The sequence below is a fragment of the Mesorhizobium sp. M0833 genome (assembly GCF_040319905.1).
Classification (GTDB): Bacteria; Pseudomonadota; Alphaproteobacteria; order Rhizobiales; family Rhizobiaceae; genus Mesorhizobium.
The window spans coordinates 71,605-96,776 of record NZ_JAMYOQ010000016.1 but is presented as its reverse complement, the minus strand read 5'-3'; the positions used below and the strand labels follow the sequence as shown (position 1 = coordinate 96,776).

The 25,172-nt window shown below is 61.3% G+C and carries 18 protein-coding genes and 1 pseudogene; 9 read left to right on the top strand and 10 right to left on the bottom strand.

Features of this window, described 5'->3' with window-relative positions; genetic code table 11:
- Positions 1–70 precede the first annotated feature (70 nt).
- Both NKH98_RS19210 and NKH98_RS19205 read right to left on the bottom strand, forming a co-directional pair.
- Entirely contained in the window at positions 71–1,177 is a 1,107-nt protein-coding gene (locus NKH98_RS19210; RefSeq protein ID WP_352900645.1) for a glycosyltransferase, read from the bottom strand.
- Between the two features lie 8 nt (positions 1,178–1,185).
- Entirely contained in the window at positions 1,186–2,736 is a 1,551-nt protein-coding gene (locus NKH98_RS19205) for a GumC family protein (RefSeq protein WP_352900642.1), read from the bottom strand.
- 321 nt (positions 2,737–3,057) lie between these two features.
- Here NKH98_RS19205 and NKH98_RS19200 point away from each other — a divergent pair, with 321 nt between their 5' ends.
- Together NKH98_RS19200 and NKH98_RS19195 are read left to right on the top strand one after the other, a co-directional pair.
- Positions 3,058–4,125 carry an acyltransferase family protein gene (locus tag NKH98_RS19200; RefSeq protein ID WP_352900640.1) on the top strand — a complete coding sequence of 356 codons (1,068 nt, stop codon included), beginning with the start codon at positions 3,058–3,060 and terminating at the stop codon, positions 4,123–4,125.
- 158 nt (positions 4,126–4,283) lie between these two features.
- Entirely contained in the window at positions 4,284–5,594 is a 1,311-nt protein-coding gene (locus tag NKH98_RS19195) for a VpsF family polysaccharide biosynthesis protein (RefSeq protein ID WP_352900637.1), read from the top strand.
- A gap of 19 nt (positions 5,595–5,613) precedes the next feature.
- Here the strand turns inward: NKH98_RS19195 and NKH98_RS19190 are convergent, their stop codons facing one another.
- The gene (locus tag NKH98_RS19190; protein WP_352900635.1) at positions 5,614–7,056 is read right to left on the bottom strand and encodes a glucosamine inositolphosphorylceramide transferase family protein; all 1,443 of its coding nucleotides are present in this window, start codon (positions 7,054–7,056) and stop codon (positions 5,614–5,616) included.
- Positions 7,057–7,257: 201 nt separating this feature from the next.
- Between NKH98_RS19190 and wecB the strand changes: the two genes are divergently transcribed.
- Genes wecB through NKH98_RS19175 form a run of 3 tightly spaced genes read left to right on the top strand, consistent with a single transcriptional unit; the run spans position 7,258 to position 10,536 of the window.
- On the top strand, positions 7,258–8,412 hold the full coding sequence (gene wecB, locus NKH98_RS19185; protein WP_352900632.1) for a non-hydrolyzing UDP-N-acetylglucosamine 2-epimerase: 1,155 nt from the start codon (positions 7,258–7,260) through the stop codon (positions 8,410–8,412).
- The gene (gene wecC, locus NKH98_RS19180; RefSeq protein ID WP_352507205.1) at positions 8,405–9,736 is read left to right on the top strand and encodes a UDP-N-acetyl-D-mannosamine dehydrogenase; all 1,332 of its coding nucleotides are present in this window, start codon (positions 8,405–8,407) and stop codon (positions 9,734–9,736) included. The genes wecB and wecC overlap by 8 nt, the downstream gene beginning before the upstream one ends.
- Entirely contained in the window at positions 9,733–10,536 is an 804-nt protein-coding gene (locus tag NKH98_RS19175; protein WP_352507204.1) for a WecB/TagA/CpsF family glycosyltransferase, read from the top strand. The genes wecC and NKH98_RS19175 overlap by 4 nt, the downstream gene beginning before the upstream one ends.
- A gap of 44 nt (positions 10,537–10,580) precedes the next feature.
- Here NKH98_RS19175 and NKH98_RS19170 read toward each other — a convergent pair whose 3' ends face one another.
- Positions 10,581–12,020: a lipopolysaccharide biosynthesis protein gene (locus NKH98_RS19170; RefSeq protein ID WP_352900630.1), complete on the bottom strand. Its 1,440-nt coding sequence runs from the start codon at positions 12,018–12,020 to the stop codon at positions 10,581–10,583.
- Positions 12,021–12,189: 169 nt separating this feature from the next.
- Here NKH98_RS19170 and NKH98_RS19165 point away from each other — a divergent pair, with 169 nt between their 5' ends.
- Positions 12,190–13,308 (top strand): glycosyltransferase family 4 protein, encoded by a 1,119-nt coding sequence (locus NKH98_RS19165; protein ID WP_352900627.1) that lies wholly within the window; start codon positions 12,190–12,192, stop codon positions 13,306–13,308.
- Here NKH98_RS19165 and asnB read toward each other — a convergent pair.
- Both asnB and NKH98_RS19155 read right to left on the bottom strand, forming a co-directional pair.
- Positions 13,282–15,207, bottom strand: coding sequence for an asparagine synthase (glutamine-hydrolyzing) (gene asnB / locus NKH98_RS19160; RefSeq protein ID WP_352900624.1), 1,926 nt, complete (start codon positions 15,205–15,207; stop codon positions 13,282–13,284). The two genes, NKH98_RS19165 and asnB, sit on opposite strands and share 27 nt — an antisense overlap.
- Before the next feature lie 166 nt (positions 15,208–15,373).
- On the bottom strand, positions 15,374–16,615 hold the full coding sequence (locus NKH98_RS19155; protein ID WP_352900621.1) for a glycoside hydrolase family 5 protein: 1,242 nt from the start codon (positions 16,613–16,615) through the stop codon (positions 15,374–15,376).
- A gap of 116 nt (positions 16,616–16,731) precedes the next feature.
- Between NKH98_RS19155 and NKH98_RS19150 the strand changes: the two genes are divergently transcribed.
- The 3 genes from NKH98_RS19150 (at position 16,732) to NKH98_RS19140 (ending at position 21,059) form a co-directional block, all read left to right on the top strand.
- Positions 16,732–18,660: a heparinase II/III family protein gene (locus tag NKH98_RS19150; protein ID WP_352900619.1), complete on the top strand. Its 1,929-nt coding sequence runs from the start codon at positions 16,732–16,734 to the stop codon at positions 18,658–18,660.
- A 237-nt stretch (positions 18,661–18,897) separates the two neighbouring features.
- Positions 18,898–19,893: a sterol desaturase family protein gene (locus NKH98_RS19145; protein ID WP_352803068.1), complete on the top strand. Its 996-nt coding sequence runs from the start codon at positions 18,898–18,900 to the stop codon at positions 19,891–19,893.
- 332 nt (positions 19,894–20,225) lie between these two features.
- Positions 20,226–21,059 (top strand): GNAT family N-acetyltransferase, encoded by an 834-nt coding sequence (locus tag NKH98_RS19140; RefSeq protein WP_352900616.1) that lies wholly within the window; start codon positions 20,226–20,228, stop codon positions 21,057–21,059.
- A gap of 111 nt (positions 21,060–21,170) precedes the next feature.
- Here NKH98_RS19140 and NKH98_RS19135 read toward each other — a convergent pair whose 3' ends face one another.
- The 4 genes and pseudogenes from NKH98_RS19135 to NKH98_RS19120 form a co-directional block, all read right to left on the bottom strand.
- Entirely contained in the window at positions 21,171–21,482 is a 312-nt protein-coding gene (locus NKH98_RS19135) for a UBP-type zinc finger domain-containing protein (RefSeq protein ID WP_036238601.1), read from the bottom strand.
- Positions 21,479–23,171 (bottom strand): annotated as a pseudogene (locus NKH98_RS19130) (FAD-dependent oxidoreductase). Before NKH98_RS19130 ends, NKH98_RS19135 begins: the two are co-directional and overlap by 4 nt.
- 360 nt (positions 23,172–23,531) lie before the next feature.
- Positions 23,532–24,458: an NADP-dependent oxidoreductase gene (locus NKH98_RS19125; RefSeq protein WP_352900613.1), complete on the bottom strand. Its 927-nt coding sequence runs from the start codon at positions 24,456–24,458 to the stop codon at positions 23,532–23,534.
- Between the two features lie 113 nt (positions 24,459–24,571).
- Positions 24,572–25,009 carry a CBS domain-containing protein gene (locus NKH98_RS19120; RefSeq protein WP_352472517.1) on the bottom strand — a complete coding sequence of 146 codons (438 nt, stop codon included), beginning with the start codon at positions 25,007–25,009 and terminating at the stop codon, positions 24,572–24,574.
- Between the last annotated feature and the right edge of the window lie 163 nt (positions 25,010–25,172).

Genomic DNA, 25,172 nt, shown 5'->3' with positions numbered 1-25,172 from the left:
GAGATTACGGCAATCAAAACCCGACCGCGTCGATCGCATTCAACAGCGATCTGCTGGCCGTGCGCGACAACTAGAGCAACGCTTCGTAGCGATCGCCGATCTTGTCGACTGTGAAATCCACCGCCCTGTTTTTCAGCACGGCAGCAGGGATGGGGTGATCCAGCATTTCGGCCATCGCCTTTGCCAGGGCTGCGGCGTCACCGACCGGCACCAAGGTGCCGAAGCGGCCGTCACCGAGTATTTCGCGCGGGCCATGCGGAGCATCGGTGGAAATTACGGGGACACCTGCAGCCATGGCCTCGACCAACACGTTGCCAAAGCCTTCGCTGGTCGATGACAGAACGAACAGATCGGCTGCGGCATAGCAAGCTGCGGGGTCGTTGACGTAGCCGGCAAAGAGCACGTGCGCGCCGATGCCGGTCTCTTCGGCATAGGCGTGCAATTCGGCAGCCAGCGGACCTTCGCCGAAGATGACAAGCCGGGCAGGGCGGCCGGCGCGCAGGGCAGCGAAGGCCCGCAGCAAAGTCCGGTGGTCCTTGACCGGCACCAGGCGTCCGGCGGTGGCGATGACCGGGCCATCGCCCATCGCCGCCAACGCTGCCTGCCAGGCATAGGAATTCCTCTGCGGTGCTTCAGCCGGCGGCAGCGGGTTGTTGATGACGACGACCTTGGATTTGGGGAAGCCGCGGGCGATGATGTCACCGCCGACGCCCGCCGAAACGGCGATGGCTTTGGTTGCACGCGCGCCAACCAGCGCGGAAAGCCCGATCGCCAGTCTCGCGCCGAGGCCGCTGGCAGGCAGCGAGGCGGCGGCGTGGAAACTTGGAAAGAATTTTGCCCGGCTTCTGGCCAACATGAGTGATAGCGCCATCACCAGATTGGCGAATTCCGGGGCACTATAGACCGCATCAGGATCAAGCCGGCGGAACAAATTTGCGCTTCGCACGATGCCTTTCAGCGTCGCCGACTTGGCGTAACCCTCGCCGCGCAAGAGAAGGCCGAAGTCGACCAGATGCACGGCAGCGGAACGCAGCGCGGCGTTAGGGCCTTCCGCGTTCCAGGTAAAAAGCGTGACCTCGTGGCCACGCGACGCCAGTTCATTTGCCATCAGGACGAAGACACGTTCGGCGCCGCCGCCCCTCAGGCTGGCGATGTGGAAAACGATGCGCTTCACCATGCCTTGCTTCAGGCTCGGCTGGCGGCAAGGCCTGATCGGTTCGGCGGCCGACGCATGTCGCGGATGATGCCCATGCCGATGGCCAGCAGCATGCCCAGGGCAAAGCCTGCGAACGCTCCTGCGCCTGCTACCAGGGCAGTGCGCGGGGGCCATGAGCGCGCGGGCGGGGGCACCGCGGTCGAAATCACCTGTACGTTTGTCGTGTCGATCTGCTCGCGCTCGCTGATTTGGCGTGCACGTGACAGGAAGCTCTCATAGACGGCTCTCTTCGAGGCGGCATCGCGTTCAAGTTCACGCAGGGCGACTTCGGACTCGCTGTCGGTGAATACATTGCTCTTCAGATCGTTCATCCTGGCGTTGAGAGAAGCCAACGAGGCCCTGGCCTTGTCCAGGCTGGCCTTTGCCGTGCCGACGGTGCGGGAGAACTCGGCCCGGAGTTGCGAGTTGACGGTCTCGAGCTCCGTCCTGAGCCTGACAATCGTCGGGTGACGCGGGCCGAAGGTCATCGACTGTGAATCGATCTGCTGCCGCAGGCTGTTTGACCTGTCGCGCAGCGCTGCGAGCGCTTCCGAAACCGTGGGGTCGGGATTTGCCCCATTGATGCCGGAGGCAACCAGGGCGTCGTAGCTTGCCTGCGCGGCAATGACGCGCGATTGCGCATCGACGATTTCGCCATTGAGCTGCGTCATTGTCTGCGAACTGACAAGCTGGCCATTGCTGGTGGACAGATTGTGGCTACGCCTGTAGCTCTCGACCTTCTCTTCGGCTGCCTGCACGTCGCTCTTGAGTTGGCCAAGCCGGCTGTCGAGGGCTGCCGCGGCACGGCTGGCGCCGGCAGCTTCTGCCTTGGCCAGTTCTTCCTGGAAGTTTTTGACTAGGGCCTGCGAGATCAGGATCGCCTTGGCGGTGGTTTCCGCAGATACCGAGAGGGTTGTGACGAACGATGTCGGGTCCGCGATGGCGTCTACCCGGTCCGCCAGATTCTTCAAGGCGATGAGCCTCGGGTCGGGCTTCGCCACAGCGCCAGACGAGGATGTGCTCCGGTCCGGATCGAAGAATTCTGGATCGTGAGTCAGATTCAGTTCGTCCACCACACGGGAAAGCACGTTGCCCGAGGTCAGGATACGCTGCTTGCTGCGTGTGCTGAGCAGCTGGCTATCGACCTGGCCCGGTTGCGAGTAGAGGTCGTTTTCAACAACCTGCAAATTGGAAGGGTTGATGAGGACCTCCGTCGTGACGGTGTAACGCTGCTTGCTCAGCAATGCATAGGCGCCGCCGACAATGCCGCCGATTACCGCCAGCATGAGCGCCAGGGCGAGGCCGGCCCGCAGCCAGACGAACAGGCGTCGAAAATCGAGCTCGAGGAAATCGCCGATCTTGTCCAGGGTCACCGTGGCGACAGGCTCCGGAGGTTGCGGCGTCACCGGTGCGGAGCTTAGCGCCGCGACTGGGCCATGCTGTTGCAGCAATGCCCTGCGCCGTGCATTGGCAATACGCTCGAATGCACTGTTGTTGGAAGCCGCCGCGGAGATAGGGGGGGTGCCGGAACCGGCAGACATGGTGACAACCCTTGTTAAATCATTACGCTTGGCCTGCTCTACAGAAACATCGTTAACATCTTATTTTCCAAGTTGGCCCATTTGCCGTTCACACCCGTTCGTCCGGTGGACGTTGAAGGGATCCGTTGCCCAGAATCTGGTGCGAAACCTTGCCACCGCCGGATTGGCGCCGAACCGGGTGCGTGATTTTCATGAAATCGGTAACGCGCACTTAACGGCGCGCTTGTATTGAAAGCATCGCAACGCCTTTTGGATGACAACTGAAGCACTGACCGCGACCTGCAGGATGGCATCAGTCGCCTGCAATTGCAGGAGAGGAACGTGAACAAATTCTATTCGATCCAGTATCTTCGCGCCTGCGCTGCCTTGCTGGTTCTGTTCGCGCACGCCTTTTCTTACCAGATCGGCATCGACAATCCGATTATCGTGACCGCGGGGCGCCTTGGCGTTGTGCTGTTTTTCGTCGTTAGCGGGTTCATAATGGTCTATATTACAGGAAATGGTGTTTTCTCTGCTCCAACCTTCCTGAAACGCCGGGCGATCCGGATTGTCCCCCTCTACTGGCTTTTCACAAGCGTCGCCGCACTTCTGGCCGCTCTTGCACCAAGTCTCTTCCAGACGACTGTCTTTACGTGGCCCCACTATCTCCAGTCGCTCTTCTTCGTTGTCCACGAAGCGCCCGAACGAGATGGCGTCAGCCCAATTCTGGCACTCGGCTGGACGCTCAATTATGAGGTCTATTTCTATATCGCATTTGCGGCGCTCGCGTTCCTGTCAGTGACCGCGCGCGTAATTGTGCTGACGGTCTTTTTCATTGCGATGTGGCTGGCCGGGCTGCTGATGGCTCCCACCAACCCTGTTATCCAGTTCTATCTGAACGCTTCTCCGGTGGCGTTCGTCATCGGCATGTGGATAGGCCGACGCTATCTGGATGGCGGCTTTGTTTCCGGCACACGCCATGCCTGGCTACTCGGCCTCATGGCCGCTGCAGGTGTGGTGCTTGCATTCGTCGATGACGGCACGCCGCTGATGAGCCAGATCAGCTTCGTAGGGCAGGTAATGTGGGCAGCCAGCCTGCTTCATCTTGGCCTCATACTGGAACCGAAACTGAAGCACTGGAGCCTGCTCGAAGAGCTCGGCGACGCCTCCTACGCGCTTTACCTGTCGCATATCTTCGTGATCGGCGCCGTGGCCTATTTGGCCAGGCGCACCATCGGCTACGAACATCCGGCAACGGTGTTGCTGGTCTCTGTGGTCAGCATCGTGACGGCCTGCATAGCCAGTCTGGTGATCCACCAGATGATCGAGAAGCCGATACTTCTCGCTCTGAACGGCAGAAGAACGATCAGAAACACATCGCTTCCTTACGCTGTCACGGGGAACAAATAAGGAGACCGTGCAAACGTACGGGCATCGAATTTAACGGTTGTGGCAAACGCATGGCCCGGCGCATATTTCGCCGGCACACACATGCCGCCTCCCTTCGGCGGTCCCTTGAATGGATCGTTGGCCGGAATGCCGTTTGAACATCTTCATCTGGATGGACCATGAGCTATCCCGCTGCCGCATCGGAACGATTGTTGTCCACCCAGGCGCGCCGTCAGAACGCGCTGTCGCTGCTGTTTTTCCTGTGCGCGGCGTTCGCGTTTCTGCTTCGCTTTACGGTATCACCGCAGGTGATGAACATGGTCGTCGACTATACGGCCCAGGGAGGCTCGTTCTACGAGAAGCTGCATTTCGGCACCTATGCGATCTTCCTGCTGCTTGCTGTCGTTCTTTTCAGCCGACCGTTTCTGCTGCAGGGCGACGAAATTGGAATATTCAAGGCGCTGGTCCGCTATTCGGTGCTGATGTTCGCGCTGGTGCCTTATCTGTTCGCTACCGGCCGCGCGGGCTCCTCCGGGTTCATCATCGATACCTATCTGGTGGCCGGCGCCGCAGGCCTGTTGATGCTGGCATTAAACGCGGAGTCGCGGCGGGCGCTGGGCGACGTCGTGCTTGGAATGGCTATCCTCAGCGCCGTGATCGGCACGATCGAGGCCGTGACTCAACATCGATTTCTGCCGTACGGTATCAACGAACTGCAGTTCAGGCCGATCGGCCTGGCAGCCCACCCGCTGTCACTGGGCGCGCTCTGCGCCACAGTCATCGGATTCGTACCGCTGACGCGCTGGCGCATATGGATGCGGGTGGTGGCGATCTTCGTATTGGTCGTCGGTTGTGCTGCATCGGGCGCTCGCGCCGCACTGCTGCTCGCTGCCGGAGAAATCCTCATTCTACTGCTGTTCGTGCCTTGGCCGGGCCTGTCGCTCAAGTATGAGCGGCAGGCCAAATTTGTCGTGCTGATGTTCACCGTGACGGGTGGCGCGGTGCTCGTAGCGATGCTGTTTGCGGGCGGTCTGCTGAACCGGTTCAGCAACACCATCTTCGACCAAAACTTTATGGCCCGGGTGACGATCTACCAGGTGTTCGGACTTGTCAGCTGGAAAGACATCCTGTTCGGCATGAACGGCGACGAACTCCTGAAGATCGTCAACGAGAAGCTGCATCTCCCCTTCATCGAGAGCGCGCCGGTGGTCATCATCATGCTCTTCGGCCTGCCCATAGCCGTGCTCTTTACAGTGTTGATATTCTGGTTCACTTTTCGCCTGCTGCGCGGGGCGCCGCTGCCTGCCTGGATAGGCACCATGACCTTCTTGCTTGCCGCGCTGTCGAATAACGCGCTCTCCTCAAAGTCGCCGGAGATTGCGATTATGGTGGTGTTGCTGCTTGCCTTCAGAAAGCAGCCCTATCGGGGCCAGTTCGAAAGCATTCCTTCGGCCGCTGCGTCCCACCCAAACCCGGCTGGATCTCGTTAAGCCCCGACCTCAGATCCGGTCAGCCGGCGCTATCCACGACCTCAACACCGCCGGCGCGGTTGAGCGTGTGAATGCCCGCGCGGGCCCATGCCGGCCCCGGATCGATTGGGCGGGGTAGTTCGAAACGGATATCGAAATCATCAAGCCGATCCAGTCGCATTAACCCCAAGCCGCCACCATAGGCTCTTGAGCCGTTTTGCACCGGCAGCAGCAGCGAGCCCTCCTGGCGGATAAAGGCGCCGCCTGGCCGAGTGGCGGAGTGGTCGACGGCGACGGGATTGAGCGCGTGGGCAGCCCACGGCCCACGCAATGCCGGGGCGGAATAGACCGCCATCGTGTCAGACGCGCTACCGTGACCGAACCGCTCAGTCCCCAACAGCCAGAAGCGGCCGTCGGATTCGAGCAGCGTGGCGTCGTTGAAATCCCTGTTCGTCATCAGCACCGTATCGCGTACCCAGCGATCCGGAAACTGCACGGCACGGTAGAGGACCAGTTCGCGCGCCGTAGCGCTTTCCGGGATCATGAAAATCTCGCCGGAGTGAGCGAACACCTGCGGATATGACAGGTGATGCGCTTCCTCCAGCACCACCTTCGGCACGCCGAAAGTGCCGTTGGTGCCGAGTTCGGCCACCGAAATCACGCCGCGGCCCGTGGCATAGGGAAATTCCTCGACAAACAGAAAATGGCGGCCGTCGCGCTCGAGAACGAACGGATCGGCGTAGAAGCGCTGCCCGTCATCGGCAAGCACGGTGAACGGCTTACCGTCGAGTCGTCCGGTTTCGGCGACGCCTGGACCGTCGATCAGCCGGTAAGCAACCTGCCAATAGAAGGGGCGCCGACCACGTCGCAGTTTTTGCACCGCGCGGTCGACCATTCCCCTGCCGAAAAAGGGCAGATAGTGCCTGATAAATCCGCCTTTCTGCAGGGGCGGCGCCGGGCTCTCAATAATCGGCGCAAGTTTGCCCGCGGAAAAGCGGGCGACACATTGGGCAATCAGGGAGATGGCGCCGGCGAGCAGGTCGTTGCTGGTCCGGGAGAGCCATAGCCGATCGCTGATCATCGGCCGTGCCCTGGCGACGGCAACGCCGTCGAGGCGCGCGCTGAGTTCGGGCAACCGCCCGCTCGCCAGCATCTCGGTCATGCCCGCGGCAAAGCTGCTGTGGCCGCAAAATTCGAGCGTCAGGACAGGCGTGCCCCGTCGTGCGGCGGTAGCGGTCAGATCGACTATAAGATCGACTGGGCCGGTGTCGCCGGATGGCAACGGCCGGGAACGGCTTGCCAGTGAGGGGCCGAAGCGCCGGCCCTCGAGCGCCAGCACATTATCCATTCCGCGCGCATTGGGTTCAGGCGTCGGCGCGCGGCTACTCGAAACCGCATGTCCAGCCGCACTCAACCGCGCCAGAAGCTCATTTTCCCAGCGCCGGGATGCGTCGGCGTGGCCGATGATTAAAATATTAGTCAATCCAATATATTCTTTTTCAAGACTACTACCGTAGACTACTTGTCAGCCCAACCTTTCACAAGAGTTAAGCCGGGAGAACGCGGCCTTGGTTGTTAATCATATATTAAGAATTGAGATCACGAAGGCGCTTCTCGACGCTATTATAGCTCGTGCGGGCAATAGTCGGCATGTCCCGAAGGCTGCAGGCGACCAGGATCAGCGATGAACGTCCTTTCACGTCCAAAACTGCCATCGAGGCAGAAACTGCTGATCGTGTTCGGCACGAGGCCGGAGGCACTCAAATGCTTTCCAGTGGCGCGTGCCGCCCTTGCTCATCCAGGCTTCATCACCGAAATATGCATAACCGCCCAGCATCGCGAAATGGTCGACCAGGTTGTCGAGCTGACCGGCCTGCCTGTGCATCACGATCTCAACATCATGCAACCCGGCCAGTCGCTGTTCGACGTGACCTCGCGCGTGCTGCTGGGCATGGCCGAGGTGCTGGACAAGGCCAAGCCCGATATCGTCATGGTGCAGGGCGACACCACCACGGCGATGGCCGCGGCTCTGGCTGCCTTCTACAAGCGTATCCCGGTCGCTCATGTCGAAGCAGGATTGCGCAGCCACAACATCAACTCGCCGTTTCCTGAAGAACTGAACCGCAAGATTGCCGGCGACATCGCCACCTGGCATTTTGCGCCGACCGTTCAGGCGCGCGACAACCTCATCGCCGAAGGAAAAGCCGAAAGCACTATCTTCGTGACCGGTAACACGGTGATCGACACACTGTTGCATTTTTCAAGCGCGATCGATGCCGACAGGCTGATGAACGCGAAGCTCGCTGCCCGCTTCCCTTTCCTCGACCCTTCCAAGAAGATGATCCTCGTCACCGGCCATCGCCGCGAGAATTTCGACGGCGGCATCCAGCGCATCTGTACGGCGTTGAAGGGATTGGCGGCGCGCGGAGACGTGCAGATCGTCTACCCTGTCCATCCAAACCCCAATGTGCGCTCAGTGGTCAACGCAGACCTGGAAGGCGTGCCGAACATCCACCTGGTCGAGCCGCAGGACTATCTGCCGTTCCTGTACCTGCAGAAGCAGAGCTATCTGGTGCTTACCGATAGCGGTGGCGTGCAGGAAGAAGCGCCTTCACTCGGCAAGCCGGTGCTGGTAATGCGCGAAAATACCGAGCGACCCGAGGGGATCGTGGCCGGCACCGCCCGTCTTGTCGGCACCGATGTCGAGAAAATCCTGTTGAACGCCAATCGCCTGCTCGACGATCAGGCTGCCTATCGCGGCATGGCGGAACGACACAACCCATATGGCGATGGCCGGGCCAGTAACCGGATTGTTGAGGAACTGCTGCATCATGGCTGAAATCAAAACCGTTTCCGTAATCGGCATGGGCTATATCGGCCTGCCGACCTGCGCCATTTTCGCCAGCCGCGGGCTCAACGTCATTGGCGTCGATGTCAACGGAGCGGTGGTCGAGAAGGTCAACCGCGGCGAAATCCACATCGTCGAGCCGGACCTTGACGGTCTGATCCAGAAGGTCGTGGCGAACGGCAAGCTCATGGCCTACAGCACGCCGCAGCCGGCGGACGCCTATATCATCGCCGTGCCGACCCCGATGACCCACGACCATAAGCCGGACGTAACCTACGTGCTCGCGGCGGCACGAAGCATCGCCCCAGTGCTGAAGCGGGGAGACCTTGTGGTATTGGAGTCGACATCGCCGGTCGGAACCACGCGGATCATGACCGGGCTGCTTGCCGAATTGCGGCCCGATCTCAAATTTCCTGTCCAGCATGGCGAAGACGCCGATGTGCTGGTCGCCTATTCGCCCGAGCGCGTGCTGCCGGGAAAGGTGCTGACCGAGCTGATCAACAATGATCGCTCGATCGGTGGATTGTCCCGCAAATCGTCGGAGCGGACCGCGGCACTCTATTCGACCTTCGTCACCGGCGACCTGTTCATGACAACGGCCGAAAGTGCTGAGCTGGTGAAACTGACGGAGAACGCGTTCCGCGACGTCAACATCGCCTTTGCCAACGAGCTTGCCGCAGTGTGTCAGGATCTGTCTCTCAATGTATGGGAAGTGATCGATCTCGCCAATCGGCACCCTCGCGTGAACATCCTCCAGCCGAGCCCGGGCGTTGGCGGTCACTGCATTGCGGTCGATCCATATTTTATCATCGATGCCGCACCCAACAGCACGCGGCTGATGGCTTCGGCACGCCGGATCAATTCCGAGCGGCCCATGTCGGTGGTCAGGGATATCGAGGCCTTGCTCGATCCCTCCCGCAAGCAGACGATCGCCTGTCTTGGCCTCAGCTTCAAAGCCAACATCGACGATTTGCGCGAGAGCCCGGCCGTCGAAGTGGTGAAGCTTCTGTCCGATATCCCCAATGTGAAGATCATTGCGGCTGAACCCAACACAAATGCGCTGCCGCACGAGCTGGAGGGCAGGGGCATCGTGTTCACCGATGCTCTATCGGCCATCGACAAATCCGATATCGTCGTCCTCCTGGTCGACCATCGGCAATTCAATCTGGTCGACCCCGAAGCGCTCAAGGACAAGAAGCTCGTCGATACGAGGGGCCTGTGGACGTGGCGCAAGGCGCGCAAGCCGGACGCCCGCATCGAAGGCAAGAAACCAGAGATCGCACAAGTGCCGCTTGCAAGGGAGCAGGCCGCATGAACGCGCACGCCCCGGCTTGGGCGCAGCATTCCCTGTTGGCATCACGGCGCCGGGAGTTCCTTGGTGCACCTATCCATGCGCTGACCATGGCAGAGACGCTGGCCATCGCCGAAGAGGCGATGACCCTGCGGCGGCCGCTGCATCATGTGGTGGTGAACGTCGCCAAGCTGGTGACCATGCGCCAGAATGCCGAACTGCGCGACGACGTGGCCGGGGCGGACGTGGTCAATGTCGATGGCATCGGCGTGCTTTGGGGCGCCCGTTTGTGCGGCGTCGCGTTGCCCGAGCGGGTGGCGGGCGTCGACATCATGATCAATCTGCTGAGCCTCTGCGCGATGCGTGGATTCAGGCCGTATCTGCTGGGGGCCGAACAGCACGTTCTCGATGCGGTCGTAGCGAGACTTGCCAATGACCATCCGAGCCTCAGCATAGCGGGAACGCGCAACGGCTATTTCAAGCCGGAGGACGAGGCTGGGATCGTCGCGGCGATCAACGCCTCGGATGCCGACTGCCTGTTGGTGGCCATGCCGACACCGCGCAAGGAACGTTTTCTCAAACGCTACCGCGATGAACTCGCCCCAAGCTTCGTGATGGGCGTGGGCGGCAGTTTCGACGTCTATGGCGGCAAGGTTGCCCGTGCGCCGAGGCTGATACAAGCGGCCGGCCTGGAGTGGCTGTTCCGCGTCGTCCAGGAGCCGCGACGCTTGTGGCGCCGCTACTACGATACCAACACTGCCTATGCCGGGCTGCTCTGCCGAGAGTTCTGGGAGCGTCGCTGGCGCCGAAACGCCGGTTTATAGATTCGCGTTCCCTCACAAAACAGGCGTCGGCCCTGAACTTCGCCTTACGCGATCCGCAGCCGCGCCCGCAGCTGGGCGACGAATTGCGTCGCTGCTACAGGATGGAACAACGAGGTCAGCCCGAAGAAGACCGCAGCGCCGGCGGTGCCGCCGGCGACAAGCGAGAAGATCGCCGGCACGTCGCCGGCCACCATGCTGGCAAGCTTGGCGGCCACCCCCGTGCTGAGCGAGATGATTACCGAAACACCGTTGTCGCGCCACGGCACCGGCACCGGCGTGAGCCGCTCGCTGATGACAATGCAGGTTATGGAGCCCACTACCGAGCCGCCCGCAAGCGCCAAAGCCGCACCGATCTCGGCCATCGGGGGGATCAACAGCAGGGACAATGCGATTGTTGCCACCGAGCCGAAGAGGTTGGCGATGATCAGCAGCCACGGCCGCTTGTGCGCGTGCACCACTACGCCATAGACGAAGCTGGTGAGGTTGGCGCACAGCACGCTGAAGGCAATGATTGGAAACAGCAGGCCGAAGCGGCCGTGATATTGCGAGGGCAGCATGAGCTCAGTGATATCGCCGCTGAGCGCGACCAGCATCGCTGCAATAGGCAGGCAAAGCCGCATCATCAAGGCCATCAACTGCGACAGCAACCGACCCGATGCCGCGGGCCCGTCCTCGTCGAAGCGGCTGACCACCTCGGGAAAGGCGCCCATGTTGATGGCGTTGGCGACCATATCGATCGGTTGGCGGGCTAACGCATAGGCTGCGGCGAAGATCGCCACGGCGCTGGCATCGTAATAGAACTTGAGGAACAGACGCTCCGCGCTGTTGAGCCCAAACCCAACCAGCGCCATGATGATCAGCGGCACACCGAGCGCAAAGAAGTCTCTGTGGGTGAAACGCGGCGGACCGGTAACAACGCGTCGGGATGCCATGATCCCCGCCACGATGCCGGCAATCAAGGCGCCGAGGCTCGAACCGAGCGACACCGTCAGAAAGCTGTCCTGAAAGATAAGGATAGCGCCGATCGGTAACGCGAGTTGCAGCAACGCACGCAGGGCTTCTAGCATTGAATAGACCGAATGGCGCTGCTGCATCTGCAGCACCGTCAAGGCGAAGCGGCTGATGGATCCGGCGACCAGATAGCCGCAGACCGCGATCGCGAACTCGACCCAGCGTTCAGGCACGATCACCGCCGACGCGCCTATCGATATGACCAGCGCCAGGGCCGTGGTCGCAAGCAACACCTGCCCCGCCAGCATTAGGCTGCCGCGGCTGACCTCGCCCTTGCCGCCAAGCCTGAGCAAGGCGATGCGCAGCCAGTTGGTGACGGCAATGTCGGTCATTTCACCGACGGTCACCACCAGGGTGAGCAGGCCATACTCGGTCTGGTCGATCAAACGCGTCACGACGACCAGCAGGAGCAGCGCCGAAATTCGCGTCAGCAGGATCGCCGGAGCATAAATGAGCGTGGAACGGAGCAGCAAGGGCGTGTCCCTGGAAAACTCACCTTCGACTAGCCGCCGACTGGCGGAAAATCCAGCGCGATGACGGCGAAGGGTGAACAGATTCAGTTTGAACTAAAAGATTTGCCGTAAACCTTATTGGGAACGTTTGCTTTGCAGTTACCCGGTCTGTGTTATTTAGGGTACCATCATGTTGCAGCGCCTCATATCCGATCGAAAAATACATGTCCTGGTCGCGACGCCGTCGGGCGTTTCGGGGCAGGGCGGCATCGACCGCATCATGGGGGCGCTGAAGCAGGAGTTCGAACGGCAAGAAATCGCCGACATCGATGTGTGCTTCCTTGCCAGCCGTGGCCCGGGGCATGTCGGACTTTCGATCTTCTATATGCTCGGCTTTTGGTTACGGATGCTTAAAGCGCGTGTGGCTGGACGTGCCGATGTCATTCACATCAACATCTCAGTTTCCGGCAGCACCTATCGCAAGATGGTGATCGCCGCCTGGGCACGGCTGCTGTCGATACCCTATGTCCTGCATTTGCACGGGGCGCAGTATCAGACATTCTGGAAAGCCGACCGCGGTTTCATAAGCGGCCGTATCAAAGCTCTGTTCGAGCACGCCGATCGGGTGATCGTTTTGGGTCGGCTTTGGCGCGATTTCGTCGCCAGCCGGGCGCCGGGCGCAGCCGGCAATATTGTGATCGTGCCCAATGCGACCGAAGTCCCGTCGCTGGCGCATGTCGGCGGCGGCGACCATGTGCATATCCTGTTCCTGGGCCGCATCGGCGACCGCAAGGGCGTACCGCAATTGCTGGAGGCACTGCACCGCATGAGCCCTGTCAAGAATTGGCGCGCCACGATTGCCGGCGATGGCGAAGTCGAGGCGGCACGGACAAAGTCAGCCGCGCTGCGGATTGCAGACCGGATCGCCTTTCCAGGTTGGGTGGGACCTGACGATGTCGCATCGCTGATCTCTTCGGCCGATATTCTGGTTCTTCCCTCCTTCGCCGAAAATCTGCCGATGTCGGTGATCGAAGGCATGGCAGCCGGTTTGGCGGTGGTGGCGACCCCGGTTGGCGCGGTCGAAGACATAATCACCGACGGGCAATCCGGGCTGCTGGTGCCGCCAGGCGATGTTGCAGCGTTGACCGACGCGTTGAGCTGCCTCGTGGAGGACCCGGCACTGAGGGCAAGGCTTGGTGCCGGTGCCATGGCTGTGCATCGGGAACGGCTTGAGCTCGCCCCGTTTGTCGGCGCAATCTGCGACGTCTGGCGGTCGGCCGCGTCAAGCCGTCAACCGGTCAAGCGCTGAGGCCGATGATCGCGGCGGCGCTTCGAGCCTGAATTCGCGGTGGAATATCTCCAAATTCAACAGCGCCCATATCAGTTTTTCGTGGTCGGCGGCGCGCGTGGTGTGTTCGGAGACGATTTGATCAAGCTGTTTCGGACTCAGATAGCTGCGAATGACGGAGTGAGGCGAGCAAAGATGGTCATGCACGTAGTTCCTCATCGATCCGCGAAACCATTCGGCGACCGGTACCTTGAACCCGACCTTGCGGCGGCTGAGAATTTCCTCCGGGAGGATATTGGCCATGCTGTCGCGCAGGATCTGCTTGCTGTGCAACCAACCCAGCCTGTAGCGATCGGGCAATTTGCTGACGAACGAGACCAGGTCGCGATCGAGGAACGGCATTCTTCCTTCGATTGAACCGGCCATCATCATGTGGTCGCCTCGTTCCAGGAGATTGTCAGGCAGCCACGACGTCTGATCAAAAAACAGCACGCGGCGAAGATGGGAGGCCGCAGCGCTTGACGAGAACGGAAAGTCGTTGTGCTCATAACGGCGACTTGCGGACGCACCGATCAGGCAAGCGCGCTGCTGCGCGGAAACGGCTCCAAACCAGGAGACCATCCGGGCGGCAAAGTCCCTTTCGCCCGCGGTGCGGGCAAACGTATCGACCTTGGCCGACGCGCCCGGCATCGCGCGTACCACAGGGGAAAGGACGTTATCGTGCAGCGAGGCTGGGACAAGCGACTGGTAGATCCCGGCCAGTGATTCCGCGCGATGCTTGGGATAGCCGCCGAGAATCTCGTCGGCTCCTTCGCCGGTGAGCACCATCTTGACGTCTTGCGAGGCGCGCTCCGACATCAGGTAAATTGGAATATCGCTGCTTTGCGAAACAGGTGCCCCGCGTTGGCGAACCATAGTCGGCAGATGATCCATCAGATCGCCTGGCTGGATTACAAGTTCGCAATGATCGGTCTTGAAATGATCGGCAACGCGTCGGGCGAATGCAAATTCGCTATAGGCTGCGTCGTCGAACCCGACAGAAAACGTGCGAATGGGCGTGGCGCTGTGCCTGGCCATCAGCGCGACGATAGCCGAGGAGTCGAGCCCTCCGGAGAGAAAGGCCCCAAAAGGTGCATCGCTTCGCATCCTGATCTCGACGGAATGGTCGAGCAGTTCCAGAAATCGCCGCTTTGCGGTTTTTCCGTCGATCCGCTCGGTCAGGGCCGCCTGGTCCGGAGGCGTATAGTAGCGCGTTTCCTTGACTACCCCTTGCGACCAGACAGCATAGCTTCCCGGATTGAGCTTGCGGATCTGTTTGAAAAGCGTGCGCGGTCCCGGCACATAACGCCAGTTCAGATACTCGTGCACGGCATCCAGATCGAGTTCCTGAGCATCTTGCTGCGATGACAGCAATGCGTTGATCTCCGAGGCAAACAGCAGCAATTTTTCGCTTTGCATGAGGTAAAGCGGCTTTTCCCCGAAGGGATCCCGGGCGAGGATCAATTCCTGCCTCTGAGCATCCCAGAGTGCAAAGGCGAACATGCCGCTCAGCCGGTCGAACATTGACAAGCGCCACTGATCGTAGGCTCGGAGCAGCACCTCGGTATCGGAGCGCGTTCGAAAATGATGGCCAAGGCCGATCAGTTCCTGGCGTAGCTCGATGTAGTTATATATCTCGCCGTTGAAAATTATTTTGAGACGACCGTCCTCAATCTGCATCGGCTGATTCGACTCGGGCGCTAGGTCAATGATCGCCAGGCGGCGATGGACCAATGCCAATTGTTGCTCGCCGGTATTCAGGTCCAATATCTCGGTGCCTTCGGCATCGGGACCGCGATGCCGCAATGCGTTTGACATTCTGGCGGCCCGCTCTTGTGGATTTTTAGCTCTTCGACCGATCCATCCGGCAATTCCACACATTGTTCCCCCTAGGCGCGCGCATTCCTCACTTCAGTACAACAAATGTGTTAAACACTTCGTGCCGACACAACCCAACCGGGAGAAAGCTGCCACGGGCCATCCTCGATGGCGCCTGGCGGTCAGGGGTTGCCACCGGTTGTTCCTTGGTGAGGGCGAGTGACGGCACCTAGGGCAGGCCCAATGCCTGCAGCATCTCCGGGTCAGGAACCGGGGGACCATCGGGCGGGATGAGGCTCATCCCATAGGGATTGGAGAACTCCCAGACAGACCATGGGATCGCGAAGCGTTCGGCCTCTCGGCGCACTGCCTTGAGATAGCGCGAACGGTCGGCCTCAAAGGCGCCCATGCGGCCGTCCGCGGACATGAGGATAGCGCCGAATTCGCCCATGAAGAGCCGCCGACTGGGGATGCCATGGCCTTCAGCCCAGTCGACAGCCTGGCGAAAGCTCGCCTCCAGTTGGCTCTGGCCCCAGTTCTGCTCGAAATACCTCGCGATTGCTTGGCGCGCGGTGGCCATGTTCATGACCTGCTCGACCCTGCTCAAGCCGGCAGCCTCCATCCGCGCTCTAAGGGTTTCGGTCACCACTTCGGGTGTACTGCTGTCGGCCGGCCAGGGAAGTCCCGAAGCAAAGCTGATTGTGTCATCGGGCCGCTGGTGGGTGAAGCTGTGCGGCTCATACATATGGAAGCTGTAATAGAGGTTTGGGTCATCAAAGCCGGGGCTGAGGTTGACCAATCCGGCAATGCTGCCGCCGCAGGCGCCGGTTGCAACGATGGTAAGTTCGCTGCTGACCGCTCGAATGTCGTGGACGGTTCCTGCCATGATCCGCTGCCAGTCATCGCTGCCGCTCGCATCGCAAGGGTAGTATGCGGGCTCGTTGTAAGGTTCGAGGGCGACTTTGTCGGTGCCTATCTTGACCAGCATGGCGGCGACCGCCACAACCATTTGACGATAGCGGGCAACGCCCTCGCTGTCGGCGCCGCCATAGATCATCTCCATGCTGTAGTCGGGAACCTGAGTGACGCCATGCAGGTCGAAAACCACCTTGAGGCCGGTCGACGTGATCCGCTCGACGGCGGCGGCAAGTATGTCCAGCGCCTGTTGCCGCTTGGCGCCCTCGCTGGCAAGCAGCGGGCCGGGATCGACGCTCAGCCGGACGAAGTCGAAGCCCATCGATCGGATGTGGGCAAACACCTCCCCGGACGGCCAGTCGGTGAGCGGCCTGCTTTCCGCAAGCCACTCCTTTTCGCTGCGATAGGGCGGCCAAACGTAGGTTCCGTCTTTTTCCACCGGCGACCAGTTGAGCCACTGATGCACGCCAACGCCGCGCTTGAGAGCGATGGGCGCTGCGTCGGCAGCCACAAGCAAGGCGAGCACCCAGGCAACAACACACGCCGCTTTTCGCATCGCTCTCTCCGTATGGTCGCCGGAGATATTAACCGCAACGAACGGGAAAGAAGATTGGCGGCCCGCAGCTTTTCGACGGCATGGTATACAAGGACCGAAACGTTGACGGGGCGTGCATGAGAATCGGCTGGTACATCAACCGATTGCGCAGCATGGGACCGGCCGAGGTGCTGCACCGGCTGGTGGAGCAACGTCGAAGGATCGCGTCGCGCCGCCGCGATGATGGGTGGGAGCGCTATCCCTCGCCGCGGTTGCACCCAGTGCTGGCCGGATTTCGTCATGCTGCGCTGGCAGCGACCGACGCCCAACGGCAAGCCATAGCGGCGGCCGCGCAAGAGATGCTTCAGGGCCGGTTTTCTGCACTCGGGCGGACATGGCCAAAGCGTGAGCCCGAACTGTTGTTTCCTGCCGAGCTTTGGCGTCTTGATCCGGTGACCGGCAGGCTTTGGCCTGGCCCCGAGGCTCATACTTTCGACATCGATTTTCGCCATGGCGGCGACCTTGGCGATATAAAATATGTCTGGGAGATCAACCGGCTGCAGCAATTGCCGCCACTGGCTGCACACCTGCTCCTCGGCGAGGACGATCGATCCCGGAGTGCCATCGAGGCGGCAATCGGCAGTTGGCATTCCGCCAATCCACCGTTCCGAGGCATCGGCTGGGCGTCCGGCATCGAAGTAGCGCTGCGGGCCATCAGCCTGATCGTCACCCTGGACCTCGTCGGCGACCAGCTTGACCCAGCGACGCTGCGGAAAGCTGGTGAGATACTCGCGGCAAGCGCCTATTGGCTGCCGCGGTTTCCGTCGCGATATTCCTCCGCCAACAACCATCTCGTCGCAGAGTTGGCCGGCGAATATCTGGCCGGCCTGGCGCTCGGGGCCGGATCCGAAATCGCCCGCGGCGCCCTCCTGAATGAGACGCACAAGCAGATACTTGCCGATGGCGCAGGTGCCGAGCAAACACCGACCTATGCAGCCTTCAGCGCCGAACTCATCTTGCTGTGCGCCGCCGCGGCACGCCAGGCGGGAACGCCGTTTCCCTCGGCTGTCGAAGCGCGTCTGGGCGCCTTCGCCAATTTCGTCGGCTGGCTGCCACAGAAAGCCGCCCGCTTCGGCGACGACGATGAGGGCCACGTGCTGAAGCTGGGGGACGAGCCGAACTATGTCCGATCCGTCGCGTCCGCCATCCAAGGCTTACTGGGGACGCCGGGCAACGCGCCGGAGCCCGACGACTTTCGTTCGCTTTTCTTTGGTGCGCCGTCGGGTCCGGCGCCCGTGGTGCACGGCTTGCAGACATTCGCGCAAGGCGGGCTCTCAGTCTGGCGCGGAGCAATGAATGGCCGCAATGTCGAACTGACGTTCGACCACGGACCGCTCGGATATCTCTCGATAGCGGCGCACGGCCATGCCGACGCGCTGTCGCTCACCCTGTGCATCGACGGTGAGCCGGTGCTGGTCGATCCAGGCACCTGGCTCTACGGCTCGGGAGGCGCATGGCGCGACTGGTTCCGCTCCACACCGGCGCACAACACGCTGAACATCGAGGGCAAGAGCCAAAGTACCATCGCTGGAAATTTCAACTGGTCGCACAAGGCAGTCGCAGCGCTGGTGGAGAGCGAGCCGGGACCGCACTGGAGGCTGAGCGCCCGGCATGATGGCTATAGAAGCCGCTTCGGCGTCGTGCATCAGCGCACTTTGGCGCGCCAGGCCGATGGCATCCTCATCACCGACCAACTGCTCGGCGGCGGGCGTCAGTCCGAGATCGTCTTCCAACTGGCCGCCGGCCTCCATGCCGACCGGCACGAAGATACGGTCACGGTATTGCGCGGCGACGAGGCGCTGTTGGCCATCCGCTTTCCTGACGCTGCGCTCGACGTCGGCGCCGGCGGTGACATGCCGGGGCAGGGCGGTTGGGTTTCACTGCGCTTTGGCACCAGGCAGCAGGCCGAACGCCTCGCCTGGCACGGTGAAGTGGGCGAAGCCGGAATCCATATCCATCTTGCCCCAATTCACCCGCCACAACGGCAAAAACCGGCGCCAACGTAGAGTTGCCGGGCGAGTTCCAGCCGTATTCGACATTAATTACGTTTGGACATTTAGCGGTTTCGTTACCGTTGATCTGCTAGTCTCGCACCATCCAGCCTGCTTTGCCCGCTGCGTCCGCAACAGCCACTGGTTGCAGGCGGCGTAGCAAGTTTGGCGGGAATTTTGTGCTTTGCTATTCGCCAGATCGCCTTCGTACGACCCCAGACTGCCTTCTTACGACCAGGAGCCGCTGCAACGATGTTTTCCGAATTTGCCAGAGCGATTGTGGAAAAGCTTTCGAACGTCAATCTGACCACGCTCGGCCTGCTTCTCCTCACCGCACTGGGCAGCGCGGTGGTCGCCTACTGGCGAACTGCCGAACATAAGTCTCTCAGGGATTTTTTCGACTTCGCCTTCCCCCAGGAAGTCATCCTGCACCCGTCGGCGCGAGCCGACGCCCTGTTCTGGATCACGAAACGGGCGATGATGCCTTTCCTGCTTATTCCCGCCGGCGTCACCTTCGTCGTCGCGGTGGGCTATGGCACACGCGAGGCAATTGGCTGGCTCCTTAACATCCACGCGCCGCTTCTCGGCGGCCCGGCGGGACCAGTGACGATCGTCATCTTCACCGCAACCATGCTGGTCGCCTATGATATCTCATACTACCTCTACCACGTCGCCCAGCACCGTTTCCCGTTCCTGTGGGAATTGCACAAGGTACATCATTCGGCCGAAGTGATGGTGGGGATCACCAAGGACCGGGTTCATCCGCTGGACGATCTGATGAACCGCATGTGGGATGGCGTCATTCCGGGCATCTGCTTCGGTATATGGAGCCTGATCGCACTCGATCCGGTAGAGGTCGCTATCTTCGGCATCAACGTCTACGTCATCCGTAACATCCTGATGATGGACTTTGTTCGTCATACGCATCTCAAGATCTCGTTCGGCCCGTTGAACAACATCATCCTGTGTCCGCACTGGCACCAGGTGCATCACAGCATCGACCCTCGTCATTATGACAAGAATTTCGGCCTGCTTTTTTCGTTCTGGGATCGTCTGTTCGGAACGCAATTTGTCCCGGAACCGGATGAAGACCTGAAATTTGGCCTGATCGATCGTGATGTGCGCGATTATCAGTCGCTCTTTGGGCTCTACATCCTGCCGCTGAAGAAGATGGCAAGGCACGTCATGCGACTGTTTCACAGGCGGCCCAATGTAGTCGCGCAGCCACAGGACAGTTCTCCTTCATGAACACTGTTGTTTCCATCGACGTCCTAGGCGCGGAGCGCCTGGAAATCGTCCGTTCGGCGGATCGTCTGGCTGCGGTCGAAGCCGCTTGGATGGACCTTTGGCATCGTACCGACGGGCTGATCTTTCAAAGCCATGCCTGGATTTCGGCATGGTGGAGTACCGTACAACGCCGTGACCAGCGCGCGTTGCGGATCGGCCTGGTCTGGAAGGGCGAGAAACTCGTTGCTGTCGTTCCGCTGGCGATCGGCAGGCGCAGAGGGCTGCGGTTTCTCGAATGGGCGGCCGGCAGCTATAGCGACTATGGGGATATTCTCGTTGCTCCGGAATGCTCGTTGTCGGCGCTGCAGGAGCTATGGACCCAACTCTGCGATGCAGGCGGCTTCGATCTTGCCTTGATCAGTCGTCTTTCGCCGGATGCGGCGGCCCGCAAAATTTTCACGCCGGGAGCTTTCGGCGGCATCAGGCTTCGTCACTTTCACCGAACGGAAGTCAGCTATCGCGTTGCCGGACAATGGGAAAGCGGAGCGGCATGGTTCGCGGACCAGTCGAAAAAGACGCGCCAGAACTATCGGCGCGGCATCAAAGCGCTGGAAGAAACCGGAGAGGTGAGATTTCGCCTGCTTGCCCCCGACGAGCCGCTGCAACCGGTACTGGAGCGCCTCGCGGCCTTGAAGCGGAAATGGCTGACCGAGCGCATGCGTGAGTCAGACCTGTTCGAAGAGGGCGTGCCGGTACTCGCCGCGCTCGTCGATGCGTTGGCGCGCGCCGGCGTGCTGCATATCTTCGTCCTCGAATGCAATGGCGTGATGGTCGCGGTGTCGATCAACTTCGTCCAGCACGACGTGATGATGGCCTTCGTGACGACATTCGATCCGGATTTCGGCCGGGCGTCGCCGGGTGTGATCCTGTTGATGGATTACGTGCAGTGGTCGATCGATCACGGCTTGAGCATGGTCGATTTCCTCTGTGGCGCAGAGTCGTTCAAACACAAATTCTCGACGCAGGCGGTTACACTGGAATCCGTCATCGGGACGCGCACGGCACAGGGTGCGCTTGCATCTCTTGCCGATCGTGTCCTCCAGACCGTCAGGCAAATGCGCGAGCGTTCATCGGCACCACCAGAGGGACGCGATACCCCCACTCAAGCCGAAGCAGCCTTGGACTAGAACGGTTCTTCACGGAAACGCCGAACAGCTCCATCCTTTTTGACCCAATTGCGGACAAAAACCGTTCACACTTTTTCTGGAATTGCTCGAGCGGCCCGCTGGCAAAAAAGCTCAAATGAAGCGCGGTATCGGTCCGTTTTGCGGCGTGGTGCGGTCGCCGAGGTCGAGGAAGATTTCGTCGATGTAGCACCATCCCCAGCCTTCCGGCGGATCGTAGCCTTCGATGACAGGATGGCCGGTTGCCCGAAAATGCTTGGTGGCATGACGGTTGGGCGAGTCGTCGCAGCAGCCAACGTGACCGCATGTGCGGCAGAGCCGCAGATGCACCCACTGCGAACCGCTCTTCAGGCATTCCTCGCAGCCGAGCGCGCTCGGCGTCACGTCGCGAATGTCCCCGGCGTGCCTGCATTCGTCTGCCATCATACGCTCCTGACCAATTGTGGCGCCACGGCTAGGCTGCCGTTTCGCGCGAGATATGCATGCAGCGCCGCAACCACCTGGGCGCCTTCGCCGACGGCAGCGGCGACGCGCTTGATCGAGCCGGAGCGCACGTCGCCGATGGCGAACACGCCGCCGCGGTTCGTCTCCAGTGCACCACGTTCCTGGCCAATGTCAGGCCCGGTGCGAACGAAGCCCTTCATGTCCAACGCCACGCCGCATTGCGCCAGCCAGTCGGTGTTCGGATCGGCGCCGATGAACAGGAAGAGGTGGCGGATCGGACGTGTTGTCTCGGTGTCGCGGTTGCGCCAGCGCACTTTGCCAAGAGTGCCGTCGGCGCCTTCCAGCGCCGTGATCTGCGTCTCAGCCAGCACTTCGATGTTCGGCTGTGCGCTGACGCGCTCCACCAGATAGCGCGACATGCTCGCATCCAGGCTGCTGCCGCGCGCCAGCAGCCATACCTTCTTCACATGCGCCGCCAAATAGACAGCAGCCTGTCCAGCCGAATTGCCGGCGCCGACCAGGGCTACCTCTTGCCCGGCGCAAAGCCGCGCTTCGATCGGCGAAGCCCAGTAATGCACGGAGGTTCCCTCGAATTGCGCCAGGTTTGCCATGTCGAGGCGGCGATAGCGCGCTCCGCTGGCGATCACCACCGACCGTGCCCGCACGGTCTCCCCGCCGCCGACGGCGAGCGTGTAGTGGGCACCGGACCTGTCGCTTGCGCTGCCCAGCAGCTTCGCCTCGTCCGGTATCACCATCTCGACGCCGAATTTCTGCGCCTGGTTGTAAGCGCGCGCCATCAGCGCCATTCCCGAAATGCCGGTCGGAAAACCGAGGTAGTTCTCGATGCGCGAGGAGGCACCCGCCTGTCCGCCGAAGGCACGGCAATCGAGCACGATCGTCGACAACCCTTTCGGAAGCCGCGTAGACGGCCGCAGCGAGGCCGGCCGGTCCGGCGCCGACAATGGCCACGTCGTACAGCTTGCCGGCGTCGATCGGCCTCACCAGGCCGATGCAGCGGGCAAGCTCGTTCTCCCCGGGATTGAGCAGCAGCTTGCCGTTTGGACAGAGCACGATCGGCAAATGGTGGATATCGACATGGAAGCGTTCGATCAGCGTCCTGGCGCAGGGATCGGCAGCCGAATCGAGAACGCGATGCGGCTGACCGCTGCGAGCCAGAAAACCTTGCAGCCGCAATACGTCGCCGCTGTCGACCGGTCCGACAATGATCGGGCCGGCTGTGCCGCTCTCGAGCAGGCCGACACGGCGCAGGATCAGCGCCCGCATGATGCGCTCGCCGAGGTTTGCTTCCTGCACCATCAGGTCCCTCAGCCTTTGCGAGGGGATGACGAGCGCCTCGACCGGCTCGATCGCCTCCACATCCACCAGTGAGGGCCGGGCTGAAAGCTGCGCCAACTCGCCGACGAAATTGCCTGCACCGTGCGTGACGATTGTTTCGCGCCGGCCGAAGCTGCCCCCCTGGATGATATCCACCTTGCCGGACAGGACCACGATCAGACCGGGCGCCAGCTCGCCGGCTTTAACGATCTGTTCGCCTGCGGCATAGGACACGGCTTCGCCGAAACGGCCGATGCGGTCCAGGTCCGCCTCAGCCAGCGCTGGAAACATCTGATCGCGACGGGCAATGGAGATCGGATTGGCGGGTTGAGACATGGTTCGAACCTATCGCCGGTTTCCGACAGTTTGAAGCGGTTTTTTGCGGCTTGCGGCCGGTAGGAACCTAGCCCGCCTGTCGGTAAACGCTGTGCCCTTCGCTTCGCAGTTAACTGACGGCGGCCGTGCGACGGTGTCGTCGTGACGTGCCTCACAATCCGTTGCATCTCCTTGATTTGTTTGATTTGCGCATCCCGGCAAACCCGGCGCATGCTGCTTCAACCGGCATCTGCCTAAGCCGGCCAGGCCCGGCGGGCCGTCCTGTGTCAAACTCTCGGCCGCCGGGCTTCTGGACGGCAGAAAACGGCCTGTGTCCGAGCGCTCCGCAAACTCGCCTGCGGCCTGTTGTTCGGCGAGTGCTCAGGCAGCTACCTGAAGCACAATCTTGCCGCGCGTGTGCTGCTTCTCGAGCTGTTCCTCGGCCCTGGCGACTTCCTCAAGAGGATAGATTGCCTGCACGAATGGCCTGACCTTCCCGGCGTCGATGAGGCGGCTGATCTCGGCAAGCTGCGCCGCGTTAGGCTTGGTCAAATAGGAAACGCCGCGAGCCCGATGCAGGCGGGCCTTCTCCGCCGACGGTTCGGAAAGCGTTGAGACGAGCGTCCCCCCGGGTTTGAGCACGTCCCACGAGCGGTCCTGTGTTTCACCCGCTACCAGGTCGAAGACGAGGTCGACGTCCTCGACAACCTCCTCGAAGCGCTGGTTCTTGTAGTCGACCGCCTGGTCGGCGCCAAGCCCGCGAACGAAATCGAAATCCTGCGCGGACACGGTCGTCGCGACAAACGCGCCCGCGGCCTTTGCGAACTGCACCGCCAGATGACCGACGCCGCCGGCGCCGCCATGGATAAGGACCCGCTGCCAGGATTTGAGGCCGCCGTGATCGAAAAGGCCTTGCCACGCGGTAAGGCCCGCAAGTGGCACCGCGGCGGCTTCGGCGTGGCTTAAGCGTTGCGGCTTCGCCGCCGCCTCCGTTGCCTTGACGACGACATATTCGGCGTTGCCGCCGCGGTCGTTGCCGAGCATGGCATATAGCGGATCGCCCTTCTTCAGCGTATGGGCTCGCGTGCCGCACAGTTCCACCACGCCGGACACGTCGCGGCCGACCGTGACGGGCAGATCCGCGCCCGAAGAGCCCTCGCGAACCTTGTAGTCGACGGGATTGACGCTTGCCGCGTAGACCTTGAGCGTGACCTCGTCGTCATGGGGCTGAGGCAACGGAACCGCGTCCAGCGAAAGAACCTCCGGTCCACCAAAATCGTGGATACGGACGGCCTTCATAGTAATCATGGCTTGCTCCTCGTCGGGTTGAGTCCAATTCGCCTCTGAACTGTTTCGCCGGCAGACCGGCGTCTATCAAGCCGGCGGTTCGGTCGTGGCAAAGGCCGGCCGGTGGCGCGCCGTCAGTGTATCGTTTGCGAATGCTCGCCGCCGGGTTGCGAGATGCCGCTCAGCGCTTCACCTGCTGTCGCGGTCTCGCTGTTGGTGGCGAGGTCGCCCAGCGAAACGATGCCGACCAGGCGCTTGTCACGGTTTAGCACTGGCAAGCGGCGCACTTTCAGGTCAGCCATGTTGCGCAGAACATCCTCCGCGTCTTCGTCTTCGAAGCAATACCTGACCTCGGTACTCATCACTTCCCGTACCTTGGCGTCAGGTGTCTTGCCTTGGGCGACGCCGCGGATTGCGATGTCGCGATCGGTTACCATGCCGACAAGTCGATCGTTCTCGCCCACCGGCATCGCGCCGGCGTCGAGGCGACCCATCATTTCTGCCGCATCGCGCAGGGTTTGCTGCGGACTGGCGATCTCGACGTCCTTTGTCATGCAGTTGCCAACTTTCATTTTAACCTCCGTTGGTTGCAGGGCCCGCCGCCGAATTTCGTGATGGAAGGGTGAATGAGCGCCAGCGCAAAACGTTCCATGGCAAGACCCGTTTCGAGCGCTTCGCCAAATCACCCATCCTCCACTCCGACCGCCTTCAGGCGGTCGGCCCGGGAAAGGTCGG